Annotated in this window: 15 protein-coding genes and 3 pseudogenes; 13 read left to right on the forward strand and 5 right to left on the reverse strand. The window is 41.6% G+C overall.

Annotated features, from left to right (window positions below; genetic code table 11):
* Nucleotides 1-15: 15 nt before the first annotated feature.
* The 8 genes from AB4180_RS20055 to AB4180_RS20090 all read left to right on the forward strand — a co-directional run bounded on the left by AB4180_RS20055 (nt 16) and on the right by AB4180_RS20090 (nt 8,294).
* The gene (locus AB4180_RS20055) at nt 16-297 is read left to right on the forward strand and encodes an HlyU family transcriptional regulator (RefSeq protein ID WP_012600627.1); all 282 of its coding nucleotides are present in this window, start codon (nt 16-18) and stop codon (nt 295-297) included.
* Nucleotides 298-596: 299 nt separating this feature from the next.
* Nucleotides 597-2,144 (forward strand): Re/Si-specific NAD(P)(+) transhydrogenase subunit alpha, encoded by a 1,548-nt coding sequence (gene pntA, locus AB4180_RS20060; protein WP_017101862.1) that lies wholly within the window; start codon nt 597-599, stop codon nt 2,142-2,144.
* Between the two features lie 10 nt (nt 2,145-2,154).
* Nucleotides 2,155-3,552 (forward strand): Re/Si-specific NAD(P)(+) transhydrogenase subunit beta, encoded by a 1,398-nt coding sequence (gene pntB, locus AB4180_RS20065; protein ID WP_009845361.1) that lies wholly within the window; start codon nt 2,155-2,157, stop codon nt 3,550-3,552.
* Between the two features lie 346 nt (nt 3,553-3,898).
* Complete coding sequence (vxrA, locus tag AB4180_RS20070) at nt 3,899-5,371, forward strand: sensor histidine kinase VxrA (protein WP_017101861.1); 1,473 nt, start codon at nt 3,899-3,901, stop codon at nt 5,369-5,371.
* Nucleotides 5,346-6,005, forward strand: a complete 660-nt coding sequence (vxrB, locus tag AB4180_RS20075; protein WP_009845363.1) for a response regulator transcription factor VxrB — start codon at nt 5,346-5,348, stop codon at nt 6,003-6,005. Before vxrA ends, vxrB begins: the two co-directional genes overlap by 26 nt.
* On the forward strand, nt 6,005-6,883 hold the full coding sequence (locus AB4180_RS20080; protein ID WP_017098137.1) for a DUF2861 family protein: 879 nt from the start codon (nt 6,005-6,007) through the stop codon (nt 6,881-6,883). The genes vxrB and AB4180_RS20080 overlap by 1 nt, the downstream gene beginning before the upstream one ends.
* A 59-nt stretch (nt 6,884-6,942) precedes the next feature.
* Complete coding sequence (locus tag AB4180_RS20085) at nt 6,943-8,100, forward strand: conjugal transfer protein TraF (protein ID WP_017101860.1); 1,158 nt, start codon at nt 6,943-6,945, stop codon at nt 8,098-8,100.
* A gap of 41 nt (nt 8,101-8,141) precedes the next feature.
* Nucleotides 8,142-8,294 carry a YoaH family protein gene (locus AB4180_RS20090; RefSeq protein ID WP_004731009.1) on the forward strand — a complete coding sequence of 51 codons (153 nt, stop codon included), beginning with the start codon at nt 8,142-8,144 and terminating at the stop codon, nt 8,292-8,294.
* A gap of 764 nt (nt 8,295-9,058) precedes the next feature.
* Here AB4180_RS20090 and AB4180_RS20095 read toward each other — a convergent pair.
* Complete coding sequence (locus tag AB4180_RS20095) at nt 9,059-10,339, reverse strand: GGDEF domain-containing protein (protein ID WP_032499462.1); 1,281 nt, start codon at nt 10,337-10,339, stop codon at nt 9,059-9,061.
* Between the two features lie 501 nt (nt 10,340-10,840).
* On the opposite strand from AB4180_RS20095, the pseudogene AB4180_RS20100 reads away from it, so the two are divergent.
* The 5 genes and pseudogenes from AB4180_RS20100 to AB4180_RS20120 all read left to right on the forward strand — a co-directional run bounded on the left by AB4180_RS20100 (nt 10,841) and on the right by AB4180_RS20120 (nt 13,680).
* A pseudogene (locus AB4180_RS20100) lies at nt 10,841-11,035 on the forward strand (hypothetical protein).
* Nucleotides 10,989-11,111 (forward strand): hypothetical protein, encoded by a 123-nt coding sequence (locus AB4180_RS20105; RefSeq protein WP_258186662.1) that lies wholly within the window; start codon nt 10,989-10,991, stop codon nt 11,109-11,111. Before AB4180_RS20100 ends, AB4180_RS20105 begins: the two are co-directional and overlap by 47 nt.
* A gap of 233 nt (nt 11,112-11,344) precedes the next feature.
* Complete coding sequence (locus AB4180_RS20110; protein ID WP_102249591.1) at nt 11,345-12,331, forward strand: hypothetical protein; 987 nt, start codon at nt 11,345-11,347, stop codon at nt 12,329-12,331.
* A gap of 91 nt (nt 12,332-12,422) precedes the next feature.
* A complete protein-coding gene (locus AB4180_RS20115) occupies nt 12,423-13,169 on the forward strand; it encodes a KilA-N domain-containing protein (RefSeq protein WP_102249590.1) in 747 nt (248 codons plus the stop codon).
* Nucleotides 13,170-13,314: 145 nt separating this feature from the next.
* Entirely contained in the window at nt 13,315-13,680 is a 366-nt protein-coding gene (locus AB4180_RS20120; RefSeq protein WP_102249589.1) for a hypothetical protein, read from the forward strand.
* Nucleotides 13,681-13,790: 110 nt separating this feature from the next.
* Here AB4180_RS20120 and AB4180_RS20125 read toward each other — a convergent pair whose 3' ends face one another.
* The 4 genes and pseudogenes from AB4180_RS20125 to AB4180_RS20140 form a co-directional block, all read right to left on the reverse strand.
* The gene (locus tag AB4180_RS20125; RefSeq protein ID WP_102249588.1) at nt 13,791-14,846 is read right to left on the reverse strand and encodes an Abi family protein; all 1,056 of its coding nucleotides are present in this window, start codon (nt 14,844-14,846) and stop codon (nt 13,791-13,793) included.
* Between the two features lie 447 nt (nt 14,847-15,293).
* A complete protein-coding gene (locus AB4180_RS20130; RefSeq protein WP_167855760.1) occupies nt 15,294-15,470 on the reverse strand; it encodes a hypothetical protein in 177 nt (58 codons plus the stop codon).
* A gap of 24 nt (nt 15,471-15,494) precedes the next feature.
* A pseudogene (locus AB4180_RS20135) lies at nt 15,495-15,779 on the reverse strand (DUF3653 domain-containing protein); the annotation flags it as partial.
* Nucleotides 15,780-16,305: 526 nt separating this feature from the next.
* Nucleotides 16,306-16,698: pseudogene (locus AB4180_RS20140) on the reverse strand (transposase); the annotation flags it as partial.

Here is a 16,698-nt window from a genome sequence, read left to right on the forward strand (position 1 = left end):
TTAAGGAGTAAAAACGTGGGATTCTTTTCTAGATTATTTAGTGGCAAAGAAAAAACCGAACAAAAAGTAGAAATTGAGCCAGTCGAATACAAAGGCTTCAATATCTATCAAGATGCCATTGCTGAATCTGGTCAATACCGTGTAGCTGGGCGAATCGAGAAAGAATTTGATGGTGAAATCAAAACCCATCGTTTTATTCGTTCAGATGTTGTTTCAAACAAACAAGATGCCGATGAACTGATGCTTAAAAAATCGCAGATGTTCATCGACCAAATGGGCGATAGCATTTTTAGCTAACCAAATAGGGTTAGAATTGATGTTGGTCATAATTTAGAGAGCTTTCAGTGTATATGCTGAAAGCTCTTTTTAGTTTTAGGAACAAAGAACAGCTAGTAGGTTGTTATTTAAAGGAATATTTGCAAGTGGTTTGACCTCTTGGCTCAAAAGAGGCGTCATTTCTTCAAATGAAGTGCTCCAATTCCATCCAAATCGTTATAAGTAATAACTTTTCCTGTTCTTTGAATAAAACGCTTGAAGTATTAGTTCTCGTTAGATACAAACGAATAAGTCATTGTGCCAATAGTCAAGGAATAGCTATGCAAATTGGTGTACCAAGAGAAACACTCGCAGGTGAAACGCGAGTCGCTGCTTCGCCGAAATCGGTAGAACAGCTTCTAAAATTAGGATTTGAAGTTTGTGTTGAATCACAAGCAGGTGCGTTAGCAAGTTTTGAAGATGCAGTTTATGAACAAGCTGGAGCAAAAATTGTCACCGCAGATGAAGCTTGGAAATCCGATATTATTTTTAAAGTTAACGCTCCGATCGTTGACGAAACTACAAATGAAATTGATCTTCTTAAAGATGGCGCAACATTGGTCAGCTTTATTTGGCCAGCTCAGAACCCAGAATTAATGGAACAATTGTCCACTCGTAATATTAACGTGATGGCGATGGATTCTGTACCTCGTATTTCAAGAGCTCAAGCGTTAGATGCATTGAGTTCTATGGCTAACATCGCGGGTTACCGTGCTGTTGTTGAGGCGGCGCATGAGTTTGGTCGATTCTTCACAGGTCAAATTACGGCGGCAGGCAAAGTTCCACCAGCGAAGGTACTGGTTGCTGGTGCGGGTGTTGCTGGCCTAGCAGCAATTGGCGCTGCGGGTAGTTTGGGTGCGATCGTTCGTTCGTTCGATGTTCGTCCTGAAGTAAAAGAGCAAGTCGAGTCTATGGGCGCTGAATTCTTGGAAGTGGATTTCAAGGAAGATACCAGCGCGGGCGACGGCTACGCAAAAGAGATGTCTGAAGCATTCAATAAGAAAGCTGAAGAACTGTATGCAGCTCAAGCTAAAGATGTCGATATCATCATTACAACGGCACTGATCCCAGGTCGTCCGGCACCTAAGCTGATTACCAAAGAGATGGTAGACAGCATGAGTGCTGGTAGTGTGATTGTTGACCTTGCGGCAGCCAATGGCGGCAACTGTGAATATACCGTTGCGGATCAAGTTATTACAACGGCTAACGGCGTGAAAGTGGTAGGTTACACAGATATGGTTGGTCGACTACCGACTCAATCATCTCAACTGTATGCAACGAACCTCGTTAACTTGCTGAAACTGCTTTGCAAAGAGAAAGATGGCAACATCAATATTGACTTTGAAGATGTTGTGCTACGCGGTGTTACTGTGGTTAAAGAGGGTGAAGTCACTTGGCCTGCACCGCCAATTCAAGTTTCAGCTCAACCACAACAAGCTAAGCCCAAAGCGGTTAAACCAGAGCCAAAAGTTGAAGAGCCGGTTTCTCCAATTAAGAAAGTGGCAGGCATGGCGGTTGCTGTAGGTGCATTTGCTTGGGTAGCTTCGGTTGCTCCTGCTGCGTTCTTATCTCACTTTACCGTTTTTGTACTCGCTTGTGTGGTGGGTTATTACGTCGTTTGGAATGTAAGCCATTCTCTGCATACGCCTTTGATGTCCGTAACTAACGCGATTTCAGGAATCATTGTAGTCGGTGCACTGTTACAGATAGGACAAGGAAGTGGCGTTGTCACGTTCTTATCATTTATTGCCGTATTAATTGCAAGTATCAATATCTTTGGTGGCTTTACCGTAACCAAACGTATGCTTGAAATGTTCCGTAAAGACTAAGGAGTGACAGATGTCTGAAGGATTAGTACAAGCAGCTTATATTGTGGCTGCTGTATTCTTTATTATGAGCTTGGCTGGGTTGTCGAAACAGGAATCTGCGCGCGCAGGTAACTATTACGGTATCACGGGTATGGCAATCGCGTTGATCGCGACGATCTTTGGCCCACATTCTGCAGGTATTGTATGGATCATCATTGCTATGGTGATCGGTGGTGGTATTGGTATCCACTACGCAAGAAAAGTAGAAATGACTGAAATGCCTGAGCTGGTGGCAATTCTGCACAGCTTCGTAGGTATGGCAGCAGTACTTGTAGGTTACAACAGTTACATTGACCCACCTGCTACCGTTTCTATCAACCCTGCTGATATTCATGCAGAGCACGTGATCCACCTAGTGGAAGTGTTCCTTGGCGTGTTTATCGGTGCGGTGACGTTCACGGGTTCTATTGTTGCGTTTGGTAAGCTTCGCGGCGTTATCTCTTCGTCTGCATTGAACATCCCTCATAAGCATAAGTGGAACCTAGCGGCGATCGTAGTTTCTACACTACTGATGATTATGTTCGTTAAAGCGGACGGCAGCATGTTCGCGCTAATGGTGATGACTCTTATCGCATTCGCATTCGGTTACCACCTAGTGGCATCGATTGGTGGCGCAGATATGCCAGTGGTTGTCTCTATGCTGAACTCATATTCTGGTTGGGCAGCAGCAGCGGCAGGTTTCATGCTTGCGAACGATCTGCTTATCGTAACCGGTGCATTGGTTGGTTCGTCAGGTGCAATTCTTTCTTACATCATGTGTAAGGCGATGAATCGCTCTTTCATCAGCGTTATTGCTGGTGGATTCGGCCAAGATGTGGTTGTGTCTGATGGTGATGAAGAGCAAGGTGAACACCGCGAAACATCAGCTGAAGACGTGGCTGACATGCTGAAAAATTCAAAGTCAGTCATCATCACTCCTGGATATGGCATGGCAGTAGCTCAAGCTCAATATCCAGTGCATGAAATCACTGAGAAGCTACGAGCGCAGGGCATCAATGTTCGATTTGGTATCCACCCAGTTGCTGGTAGGTTACCGGGTCACATGAATGTGTTACTTGCTGAAGCAAAAGTACCTTACGATATCGTTCTTGAAATGGATGAACTCAACGATGACTTCAATGAGACCGATACTGTTTTGGTTATCGGTGCAAACGACACTGTGAACCCAGCAGCACTTGAAGATCCAAACAGCCCAATCGCTGGCATGCCAGTACTTGAAGTTTGGAATGCTCAGAACGTTATCGTATTCAAACGTTCGATGAACACAGGTTACGCAGGTGTGCAAAACCCACTGTTCTTCAAAGAGAATACGCAGATGTTGTTTGGTGATGCGAAACAGAGCTGTCTCGGTATTCTAGAGCATCTATAGGAAACACTTTTTAAGTATTTTCTAAGCAAAAGCATTAAGTCGTAACTAAATAAGGAGCTCATTAGAGCTCCTTTTTTTTGTTCATCTGAAAGTCGCTGTATCCTAAAGCAACAATCTATGACCCATAAGCAGCAATCTATGGCCTATAAGCAATAAGCACAGTCCGATAGATGGCCGTAAAACTCATTTGAATGAAGTTATAACGACTCAAACGATTAGCGAGTACAGCTGTGCAACATAGCCCTAATATGATCGAATTTGTCGCTATAACTCGTCATTAGCACGGTTTTTCATGCGGTTATAAATTTATCTTTGATAACGAATGGTATATATTTGATTGATCTATATGAATTTGCGTTGGTTTGTGATCATCAAAAGAACATTTACTCTGCTTATCGCTACATTATCCGTTTCAGTGAACGCGTTTGCTGACTCTTTACCTGAGCGTATCGATAACTTCACTAAACTTTTTGATCATGAAATGGCAATTGAATCTTATGATATTCGACTGCTTCAGGCTGATTACCCGACTCGCTTGATCATGCCGTCCTCTATGCTGCCGCAAACTGCTGAATACCCACTAAAAGACATCCAACGCTTATACCGGTTATCAAAAACATGCAGCGGAAAGTTGCCTTTAAGCCCTCTAATCACAGAGCCTTTGGTCTTTACTCGTGCAATGTGTAAAGGAACTAAACTTTCTGATCGTTGGTTTACTCGAAGTGGTTTGATTCATCCCGGTGGCGGTTCATATGCCGCACGCTACGTTGAGTTATACCCAGAGAAATTTGACTCGTTGAAGCGCTACATGCACATTCAAGAGCGACCGAACACCGAACACGATGAACTACTGTCTCGTCTACAGAAGATGGACAATGAAGCCATAACAGCTTTGCTAGCGGGTGCGAGTATGTTTGTTGAGCTTGATGAAATGTGGGTCAAGCGCGGTGATAGATATTACCTGTATAAAGAATCAGTTTGGAACGAAAACGCTACGCTCGCGGGTTTAGCCTTTAGTTTGTCCTCAGAAGGCAACAGCTGTTTTGTCCAACGCGGCAATGTATGTTGGGAAATAGAAGATCATTCAGAGCTTCTGCAGATCGCCATGTTTATTTTGGTGATTGCCAATATCCTACTCGTGTTGGGGTGGGCGGTTTACCGTTGGAACAGTAAAAAACAAGAGATGAAGAGCCGCATGCTGGTTCTTCAAATTCTAACGCATGAATTAAGAACACCGATTGCGAGTTTGTCATTGACGGTTGAAGGGTTTAGGCGAGAGTTCGAACACTTGCCAGAATCGGTATATGATGAATTTCGTAGGTTGTGTGAAGATACACGCCGTTTAAGGCAGTTGGCAGAAGCAAGTAAAGACTATTTGCAATCAGACAACCAACCGCTTGCAACAGAGTGGGTGCCAAGTGTTGAAGAGTGGCTTCAATACAAAGTTGAAGAAGACTTTGCTCCGGGCATTGAACTCCGCGTAAACAAAGATATTGCTGCAAAAGTAAACGTATATTGGTTAGGAACGTGTATCGATAACCTGATCAGAAATGCCGTGAAATACGGTGTTGCCCCAGTGATACTAGAACTGAATACTTCTGACAAGAAGCTGACATTCAAAGTTATAGATAATGGAGACTTGTCTCGCAAAGATTGGGGGCAACTAAGAAAGCCATTCGTAAGTAAGAGTGGACTCGGTTTAGGTCTGACGATAGTAGAATCTATGGTCGGAAAAATGGGCGGTCACATGACGCTTATCGGCCCCCCAACAACATTTATTTTGGAGATACCTTGTGAAACAGACATTGCTTCTCGTTGAAGACGATAAAAATTTAGCTGACGGTTTATTAGTTAGCCTTGAGCAAGCTGGATATGAATGTTTACATGCCGAGCTGATCTCTGAAGTTGAAGGCTATTGGGAACAAGCGGATCTTGTGATCCTAGACCGTCAACTTCCTGATGGTGACTCAGTAGATTCACTTCCAGGTTGGAAGAAAAAGAAAGACATCCCAGTTATTTTGCTAACGGCTCTCGTAACAGTAAAAGACAAAGTAGCCGGCCTAGACTCAGGTGCGAATGATTACCTAACGAAACCATTTGCAGAAGCTGAACTGTTTGCTCGAATCCGTGCACAACTACGCCTACCTGATGCTGAAGATCAAGATGCATCAAAAGTAATGGCTCAAAACCTTGTAATTGACAAAGCAACACGTGAAGTGTTTTTTAACGAACTGGAAGTCACGTTAACGCGTACGGAATTTGATCTATTATTATTCTTGGCAAGTAATCTTGGTCGAGTGTTTACTCGTGATGAGCTACTAGACCACGTTTGGGGTTACAACCACTTCCCAACAACTCGTACTGTAGACACGCACGTTCTGCAACTAAGACAGAAGTTGCCAGGTTTAGAAATTGAAACCTTACGTGGCGTTGGCTACAAGATGAAAGCGTAATGAAAAAAGCCTTACTTCCACTACTCATTTTATCAAGCGTCATCAATACTGCACACGCAGCCGATTGGTTTAAGGACAGTGATGCGCTGACACAAGTGCACAAGCACCTGCTAGATAATGATTTAGCATTGATGTTTGATTCACTAGTGGAAGTTTGGCAAATCAACGCTTCGCAATCTCGCGAAGATCATCTCAATCAGCTGTTCGAGCAAGCATTGAACAAAGATTGTGGGAAAACGCTCACCAAAAACACTTTACCGGACTGGATAAGCTCGGTCGTCGTGAAAAGACACATTATCCAAAGCCCAGGCAGGGAAACATTCCGTGTGGCGATTGACGTTGAATCGGAAAGCAACATCCAAGACATCACCTTTGAGAAGTGGGTCGACAAGGTCGTTTCGTCTGATAGTGAGTTCACCAAAGGTAACCCTGTAATCAATAACACTTCAGTGAGTGTATACAGCAAACGTTATAGCTTAGCGTCTCAACTTGATTCCGGACTTTATCGCCTGACTGTAAAAGGAAATAGCGGTAACTCCTGGAGCACTTGGGTCATTCTTGGTGAAGTGGTTATGCGTCAACAAGTTCGTTGGGCATCTAAAGACTCTTGGTTGATCGATAAAAAAGCACTGCTGAACCCATACTGCCCATTACCAAAGCTAGACGTAGGTTTGTACGATTATGTCGATGAACGATATAAGCAGGTGTGGGGTAAAAGTTATGAATCCGATTATCCGACCAATTTAACGGGTGAAGAACTGCCCAATGATCGTTATGTTTTAGCTGTATCAATGGTACATTCGCGCTGGCAAGGTGACATAGCGATAGAGCAAGCACAAACTATCAGTAAAACTTATGATATTTCTAGCGAAGAGTAGCTAAAGTAATTTAGAATTGAGCCGTTAATAATGTAAGGGATCTAACAAAGATAAACGGCATGAAAAATACAACTAAACTACTCGCAGCATCAATTGCATTCGCCAGTCTTCCTCTTTCAGCAGCAAACTACGCCATTGAAGCGCGTGGTGATGCGATGGGTGGTGTTGGTGTTGTTTCAGCAAACTTCCTAACAGCTCCATTCTATAACCCAGCACTTGTTGCTATTTATCGTCGTAACGATGATATGGGTATGATCACGCCAAGTTTTGGTGGTAGTTATAATGACCCCCAAGACATGAAATCAAATATTGATTCCGCTCTGGCTGCGACAAACACTGCAGATTTAGATGCAGCTCTTAAAAAACTCGATGGTAACCAAGCTAATGTTGAACTTGGTGGTGTTGTCGCATTCGCTATCCCAAATCAATTTATAGCGGCTAACCTATTCGGCAAAGCCTATACAGAATCGTTTGCTACACCAAATGTTTACAATGAAGCGTCAGCGACAGATGCCGATAAACTTGAGTTGTCGACGGTAGAAGCCGTTGCTATTGGTGTTACCGAAGTTGGATTAACTCTCGCTAAATATCAAACCTTTATGGGGCAGCATATTTCATTTGGTATCACGCCTAAACTTCAACGTATTTACACATACAACTACGTTGCTTCTGTTAAGAGCTACGATTTGTCTGATGTAAGAGACAATGGTGAAGGTGAAACTTCTTTTAATATGGATGCTGGCGCGCTTTGGTTCACAGGTCCATTTCGAGTTGGCTTTTCGGCTACCAACTTAATATCTAGAGATATCAATACCAAAGATACATCTCAAACTTTAACGAGTACGACGACCAGCGATGTGACACACAAAGTCGGTGGCCAATACGCATACAAACTAGAGCCAGTATATACCGTAGGTGCTGGTATCGTAGCGGACTACTTCACGCTTAGTGTCGACTATGACTTAAATGAAACCGAAAAGTTTACTTCGTTCAAAGATAATGAACAGATGATTCGCGTTGGTACAGAAGTTGATGTTTTACGTCAGCTTCAGCTAAGGGCAGGGTACTACAAGAATTTGGCATACTCTGGTTCAGAAGGTACAGTCACTGCAGGTATTGGTTTGTCGCCACTCAATTTGTTCCAGTTAGATTTAAGTGCTAACTACACAAATGAAAATGCAATGGGTGCATCAATCAATTTCCTTGCTAGTTACTAACAGTCCTTATATAGTTCTGCTCCTAAATAAAGGAGCAGACTATGCTAAACGACTTACCAACCCTTTCTCACGAAGAACAACAGAAAGCTGTTGAACGAATTCAAGAAATGATGACCCAGGGCATCAGCACAGCACAAGCTATCAAAATCGTTGCTGAGCAAATTCGTGAAGAAATGAGTAATAAAGAAGAGTAGGGCATTAGCCCTTCTTTTTTAACACCTTAGCGCACTATAACTAAATATATTACCCTCTAGTATATTATCTCGTACATACCAACTCTTTAGTTACCCTAAACCCCGAACTATTCAAAACCATTAAATGCCGTTTATTCAGTAAGTTACGTTGGAGTAATCCACTTATCAGGCTTTTCTTGGCTCCTATTTGTAATTAAATTACAGCAAGCTCTGAAAACAATACAACTATCATTTTGGGTGTCAGCATTTATGTCACCATGTCTAAGTAGTTAAATCTATGGCGTTTTTTAAGGATAGTGACGTTGTGACTTCCATTTTTAGTGGGTCAGAGTGCGTGATTAGAAGCGTGACGGGAGCAGAATAATAAGGATTTCCTCGAAGAGCAGCGCGAGATAAGTAACGACGGTAATGTTCAAAACCGATACCGCGAGTGACTTACGACTGCTTAGAGAAAGCTTTTACTAGCCAGATATGTGCGGTTTAGAACAAGTAGTTAGGAAGCTTAGAAACGATACATCTCAACCTGAGAATGCGATTAATGGCGTTACTACAGAATGTGTTATTACCGATGGTGAGAGCGCGCTTAGAGGCGTACATATCGATTAGAACCCTAATGAGACAGTAAAGCTTTTGGCTTCTTTAGTCTGCGTTGAAAATCTAACGGCGGCTTAAATGGACAGTAGATATCGACAGGGTATTAATGGCGTCTTGATTGGGTATTGGCAGAGAGTTGAATGTGTAACTGCAGTCTAGTCAAGCGAGCTTTAGTACAACTTTGCGACTTGGTTTCGTCCGTTGTCTTTCGCTTGGTAGAGTGCCTTGTCTGCACGTTTAATTGCAGAACGTATCGATTCATGTTGCTTAAGCTGTGTTACTCCAGTCGAAGTCGTTACTTTAAGCGCTTTAGGCCAAACGCTTTGGTCGATTGCTAGGTATAGATTATTGATAGATTCGTTACACTGTAGCGCAGTTTGCTCCAGGCAAACTAAAAGGAACTCCTCACCACCCCAGCGATAAAGTAAATATTGCTCACCAAGACTCTCGTTCGCCGTTGCGACAAACTGAATAAGTACTTTGTCACCCACTTCATGGCCATGTTGATCATTGATTTGCTTAAAATGGTCTAAATCAAACAAAGCGATGTGAATTGTTTTTCCTTGCTGGGCTAACCATTCAAAATCATAGAAAGCATCTAAAGCTTCAGTTCTGTTCCTACAGCCGGTTAACGGATCGGTTGTAGCCTTTATCTTTAGCTCTTCAATTTCTTGAGTCAACAAACGTTGTTGCTGTGCGGCATCTGTTCTTGTTCTTCTGGCTAGATATAACGCACAAGATATATAGTAAATCGCATACAGCACCCATAAACTAATTAAGAGTTTTCCTAGTACAAACTTGTCGATCGTCTTGCCGTGAAAAACGATGCTTTGTACTGTCAGTTTATGGTGCCCATCAAGTGTGCTAGCACCAAGCCCTAACTCAACCGACACTGCGTTGGTAACGTCTACGGCGCTATTAGTAATAGGGTGGTTGTAATAGTCGATCCACCATAAAGGGACATTGAAATAATCTAAGTCGATGTGTTTTCTATCGGGTAACGAGAAATCTAAACGATTGAACTTATTAGACATAGCGTCACCTTGAACGCTGTAATTCTCGTCGTAATTTCGAATGTAAAAGCGAAACCTTGGCTGTTCTTGGCCTTCGTAATCCATATTGATGGTCACTGAGTCATACACTGAGAGATCCAGACCTTTACCTTCCGTAGAGATAACGAACTCAATCTCACAGAATGGCGAGCTATAGGTACGCTTAAAGTCACACTGTAACTCAATGGTGTCTTCTGACTTATACAGCACCCCTTTGGTGCCACCATTATGTTCTTGGTCAGTGTTAACGAGTGTAGGGAATCTATCTGGAGTGATAACGTAGTTTTGATCCATGATCATATGGTAAGAGATAAACGACAGTAGAGTGGCAGCGAGGCAAAAAACCGAAAGGAATATATTGATTTGCCTGAATACGTTGTCGCTCAAAATGTTAATCATCCATACATGTAACTTTGTGGTTATGCGTGATGTCACCGCAAACAGAGATTCTATCGAGTATTCACATTCGAACCCAATAGTTAAAATTGAATTGAAGATTATACAGAAAAGTTAATGATTAAACTGATTTTTAGAACAAATTCTGTACGCATGGCGTTGGTTTTGAATGCTATTCACTCGATAAGTGTGGTTTTTGCGGGGGTATCAATTTAACTGCATATTTATACAGTTAAATTTACTGTGGTTCGGTTTGTCGTAATCAGAGTTATGTGTGCGAGTTTTATGGCTTGCTGTGACAACGAGTCACGAGGCCACTGTTACTGTTCGTCAATTAAAGTGGAGGGTAGTTATGTTGCAGTGTCACTTTTTAAGCTCAATTTTATCAAAACACTTTGTTGTTTATTAGAGCGTTCGTTTCATTCATTTTGTCTTTTATTCCCAATTACGCGCCATGGTGCGATACCTACTTGAATATTACGGATCTCGATGGAAAACGAAGTGATGGCGTTTCTTGATGCGTTGGTCATTGCATTTATTACAGGTTGAGTCTCAAGCCTCGGCACGATTGCGGCTTTGAAAACAGACATCAACTGGATAAAGCGAGTGCAACAAGACCAAGAGCAACGGATACGAAAACTGGAGAACCCCAATGAAAGGACACAAGTGCAAAGGTCGTCGACCAAACGGCCAACTTAAGAAAGGTTACACGCTCAAGAACGGGCGTGTGGTAAGGGCGAATACCACACGAAAACGCTACAAAAAACGCCGATAATTCACACCAATCAAAAGAGTCACTTTTGTTATAGAAGTGGCTCTTTTTTTATCCTCTCTATAAGAGACTGAGCTATCAGCACCTAGTTTTAGAGCTAATGATTTAAATCACTGTTATAACTAGGGTTAATGGGTATAATCACTTCCTAAAATCAACTCAGACAGAAAAGTCCTTTTTCTAAGTGTAAAATTTCCCGTCTGATGGCGCTATATGGTTAGGCTCTGAGGGTCACAATGTATATTGAGTCACAAGAAAAAATTTACTATAGCAATAAAGAGCCAATACCATTAGATGATGTTATTGGATCATTACAAGGGTATTCCGAGCTAATCAAAATGCTCCCAACTGTACTTGAACATCTTGATGATAACCTTGTGATCGAAGACATTAAGGTTTTCGTTGATGAAGTCAGCAAAGGAAGTCTTTGGGAAGTTTTAGTAATTGGTTTAGCTTTTGGTAGTCAGCAATCGTTAGACTGCCATTTAACCGGTGTAAACGAATGGACCCATGAAAAGCTTATGAATGCTGGAATCACTAACAAAAATATTCGTAAGGGATTGATCGTTCTGGTAGCAATACTAGCCGTAACAGGAGCTTCGATGGCTCTTGATCATATGAAAAAGTTGCTTGGTGGTCGAGATGAGAGTACTGCAACAATTCAAGCCAATAATAATATATTCATCAATATAGGTGCAGAGGCATACAGTACAACTCCAGATGCTATTCAGTCTGCAATTGCCCATGCAATCGAAGTCCATGGGCAAAAAAAAGTAGCTAGAGAAGCAAGAAAAATCATTGCACCAGCTAAATTGGAGCAGGGAGCTGAAGTTAAGTTTTTCTCAGGTGCAAATAAATCTGATACTCCAATAGTTACTTTTGATACCGAGTTAGTAGAGGCTTTGCCAAGTTATGACTTCAACGAAGGTGATGTAACAATCCCTAAAAATAACGTCGATGTTTATATTACTAGTATGGACTTAGAACGTCATAAAACAGGTTGGGCAGCTCATATCCCCTCAATTTCAGAGAGCAAAAGGATTCCAATTAGCTTTAACTCAGATGAGAACCTTGAACAAATTGCTCTTGACCGAAATTATAAAGCTAACATTACGATTGTATATGGGCGTGATACAAAGTCCGGTGACCTAAAACCAAAGCGCGCGCTGATCATTTCTCTTGGCCAGAAGCTAGAAAAAGGCTTTAAAGGCACAAGAATATAATGTTTCAAGCAAACCACTCAAAGTTGGTGGTTTTAGTTTGGTGTCGTAGTGGATAACAAATCAATAACTTTTTACAATTAGGAGATGTAAGTTGGAACAATTAGCATTAATTCCTCGAGTTGAGGAAGGAGAGATCATTCCTCAAAGACTAGCTGATGGTTATATTAGCGCGACAGCTCTATGTCAATCAGTAGGGAAGCGATTCACTGATTACCGAACTCTAAAAGGTACACAAGAATTTATTAATGAGTTGTCAGCACAAACTAAATTAAGTGAAGAGCAATTAATTCATGTGATTCGCGGGGGCGATCCTAAATCTCAGGGGACATGGGTTCATCCTTATTTAGCTATAAATTTAGGTCAGTGGCTCTCTGCAAAATTCGCGGTTAAAGTTTCACAATGGGTAACGGAGTGGCAACAAGGGGGAGCAAAGGCAGTAATGCCTGCTCATATTGATCGGTATATTCAAAATCGAAGTAAAGTACCTTATGACCGATTTTCTATGTTAAATGAGTTGACCTTGAACCTCATCGCTCCTCTTGAGCAAGCTGGCTACACTCTTCCTGAGAATATGGTTCCTGATATATCTGAAGGTAGAATGTTTTGTAAATGGCTGAGAGACAACAAGGGAATTGAGCCGAATGATTTCGATATGTATCAACATAAGTACCCTGATGGGCGTATAGTTCCTGCCAAACTATACCCTATTGAACTATATGAGGATTTTCGAAGACATTTCAATGAAATTTGGTTACCAGTTCAAGCACCTAAGTATTTTGGAAAGAGAGATCAGGCTGCACTAGCCCATGTCCAGACCCTTTTATTGACCGCGCAATAAAAGTTAACAACTGTTTACTATTGATTCCCAATACCTTGGTGCTCTTACCGTAGGTTGGCTTAGTGGATAGGGGGCACAAGGCTAAAACCTTAAAGAGCGTTCAGTAATATCAAAAATCAACGTTAGAAAAAATAAGTAGGTAAAAATGAATCTAAGTGCTTTAGACGAAATCATCACAAATAGTCCAGAAATCCTTGAGCAATCAGCTCGCGATAACAACGCAGATGAAGGTGTTGTTTTAGGAATTGCTAGATTTGCTATCGGTAATGGGTACGATGCATTATCATCAAACCAGAAGTACCATTTTGAAAACTCTATTCGTCATTTAATCGAAGATGTTCAATGCTCTGGTTATACACATGAATTAGAAGAGTATCATAGTGAATGCGATAATGTTTTAGATGATGATGACTTAGTTGAATACTATCAAGAGCAAGGTGGTTACTGTGAAAGTTGCCAAGCTCAAGCAGACGCTGACACACATAGTAAAGCTACTTTTATGGCAGACTAGACCGCAAAGAAAGTCATTCTGCTAAGCATGAGATCATAGCGTCAAGAGTTTAACTTTTGGCGTTATCTGGATCCTACATACATCGTCGCTTAACATCGAGCTTCTGACTTTTACAACTGTCTGTGGGGTTGCTGGATTACACCAAGCGTCGCCATCTTTGATTCTTTGACAACTATAAACTTATTCCTTTTCTTGTTGAAGATTTTCTTTGTATGTGCGTAACTTTCGTGTTCGCTGCACTCAATGTAATTCTTATTTAGTTGGTTAGTTCTTATCACCATATCTAGAGTGTGATCTTGTAACTCAAGCATTAAATCTTGGTTATCTTTTTTTGATAATAGGTACTTTCCTATATCTGTCATTGTAATGATGATTCCTTTATCTTCACAAATAATAAAAGTCTCATTGGGTAATAAATCTAATGTTAAGGTACTTGAAACTGAAGCAAAATCATCATCAGCTTTGGCGCCTAGTAATGGTTGAGGGTTTCCTGTAGGGGCCGGTTTAGTACGAAGAATCACTGGTACAGTAGTGTGTTCTTTAGTCCATCTATATATTTCAAAAGAAAGCCACTGAATGGCAGTTAAAATCTCTGTATGGATACTTGAACAGTCTAATCTTAAAATAGGTTCATGGTGAGCAATACGGTTTCTCAAGTCATTTGCTTCATTAATTCTAGTTTTAAATTGTCGGAATTTAGGCCCATTAATATTTAGCTTAGAGTAATTACTACGCCAAAACGCTTCGTAATTAGATCTAAAAAGGAAGTTAGACCAAAAATCAAACGAAAGAGCAGCTACTATGTCCTCGGTACTTCGATTGTTTACTTTTTGCCTTGCTTTGTTCAATGAGTTCGAACTATGTTGATTTAACATAGCTTGAAAAGCAGGATCATTAGGCCAGTTATCATTGAAAACTGAGCAAAATAGTTCATGTAACTTATTCCTCAAAGCCACTTCTAATATATGAAGTGGGTACAAGAAAGCTTTTGATAACCGTGCATTATATAGGTACAGGTTGAAAGCGATATGCCAATCGTGTTTACCGTCATTAAAGTATGGCAATAGTCTTTCGTTAGATAGATCTACTTCTATCTGTTCAGCTCTACTTTTTGTTGTATTTACGATAATGTCTTTGTATGGGTATGCTTCTTGACTTTCCGCCATTATTACCTATAATCCTTTTTATAGCAGTTGTTAGGCCCCACTGATTATTCAAGCGCCTGCAGCAATCTATATGAAAACCCGAGACAGACTACAAGATAGTCCCTCTCGGGTTTTTGCTTTCCGCCTATAATAAGTGCTTTCAGATCAAAAGCATACCTCAAAGTTACTAGTTCTAAGTATTGTTTATCAAAATTAGGCGGTTTCTTCTTATTTTTCCGTCTGTTTTTTCGTAACGCTTCGAGTATTGCATTCATGCGCTCAGGTGTCGCTTTGGCGCGTTTGGTGCCGGCGCTGTGCGGTTTGTAGAGTGAGGAAGTTGTGCTGCCATATTGTCGCTCTCCATTGGTGCTAAAACTTTTAATCTCGACTGCTAAAGATTGAGTTCACATCCATACTTTTATGTAAATCTCCGTGCTTGCGCTAAATCAATGAAAGCGGGTAGGTGAGTCATGTCTTTTTACGACCACTTTGTATCAGCCTTAGTGAGCCAAGGGATTTGGTTTCCATGAATTGACCCATTTCTGCCCAATGGGCGATTTTTTGGGACGGCGTCATTCCAGAGCCTTTGGCGGCTTTGAGTGCTTGGTTGAACAGCGCTTGATCGATATAGACACTCACTTTCATCGCTAATCCTATTTATCTTGATTATTATTTGAATTTGGCTGGGATCCAGGGCTTAGGCGGCATACGACGACCACCACGAAATGGCAAGGGATGCTCCTTAGCTGAATAGTATTTCGGGGACTCAATTTTGCCGTGTCGTTCAACCAGTTGCCGGTGCTCGTCACGCCAGTACGCAAAACTGAGCAATTCCTTGGGATTGAATTCCCGATCTTCAGAGGTAATGAGGATCGCGCGATCAACGTTAATTCGAAATCCGTTCCAACGATGATCTAAGGGCAAATAACCGCGAGCGTGAATATTTGTGAGTTTCGGTAAAGTGACTTAACCGATGTGAACATGTCTGTTCGTGACATTACGTAGATCTGAAGAACACAGAGTAATCCAATCGTCTAACCAACAAACACAAACTTTAGAGCGAGCTGTAAAAACTGAGCATGGAAACTTACAGACGAGCTCGTGTGAGAAAACTTAACTGGCTTACTGGATAACACAAAACAGAATTCAACGAGTGTAGCCAACAAGAAACACGGTGGCGTGTGTAAAATCTGAAAAAGAAACGACAGCAATGCCCACAAGGTTTACACACAGCGCGGTGAATCATTAGTACAAGAAGATGTAAGTTAGACAGACGGAACAATAATGATTGGGTTAAAAGAGCATTTAGAGAATGCTGGTGAACTCAATATGCTTGAGGCACCAGTTGTATTAAGGGTTTAAGAGGAAACGATGACAAGAATAACTTTGGAAAATAGTGACATTACTATCTGGGGCTTACATACTCTGTCAATCCCATTTTAAAATGTCCTTATTTGTCCCCAATAGAAATGTCCCCTTGTTAAGTCTTTCGACTGGAAGCTTTGAAGGGGTCGGTGAGGACAGGGTTGATGGCTCGAGGCGCGGTTTGTAGGGCTCTTTGTTGTGCACGGCGCTTGGGGGCTTTCTTACTGCGGGTTCGTTGCTGTTGTTGTTCGAATTTTTCTTGTTGTTGCTGAGCAAATTTTAAAACTTGGCCGAGGCGTTTGTTGTCGACGATTTGGGTTTGTTGAACGTGCTCGAGTTTGTCGAAGGTTTTGAATTCGAGTTTTCGATGCCCGTATTGGATGGCGATTTCACCGTTTGGGTAGTCGAGTATCTTGACATGTTCGTGCGCTAGTCGGCTGTTTTCTTCAGTAGGTTCAATGAGATAAATCACTTTATCGTATTGAAATGTCAGCGACTTTGAGAGCTT

The organism is Vibrio sp. 10N.286.49.C3, assembly GCF_041469545.1.
In the GTDB taxonomy this organism is placed as follows: domain Bacteria; phylum Pseudomonadota; class Gammaproteobacteria; order Enterobacterales; family Vibrionaceae; genus Vibrio; species Vibrio tasmaniensis_A.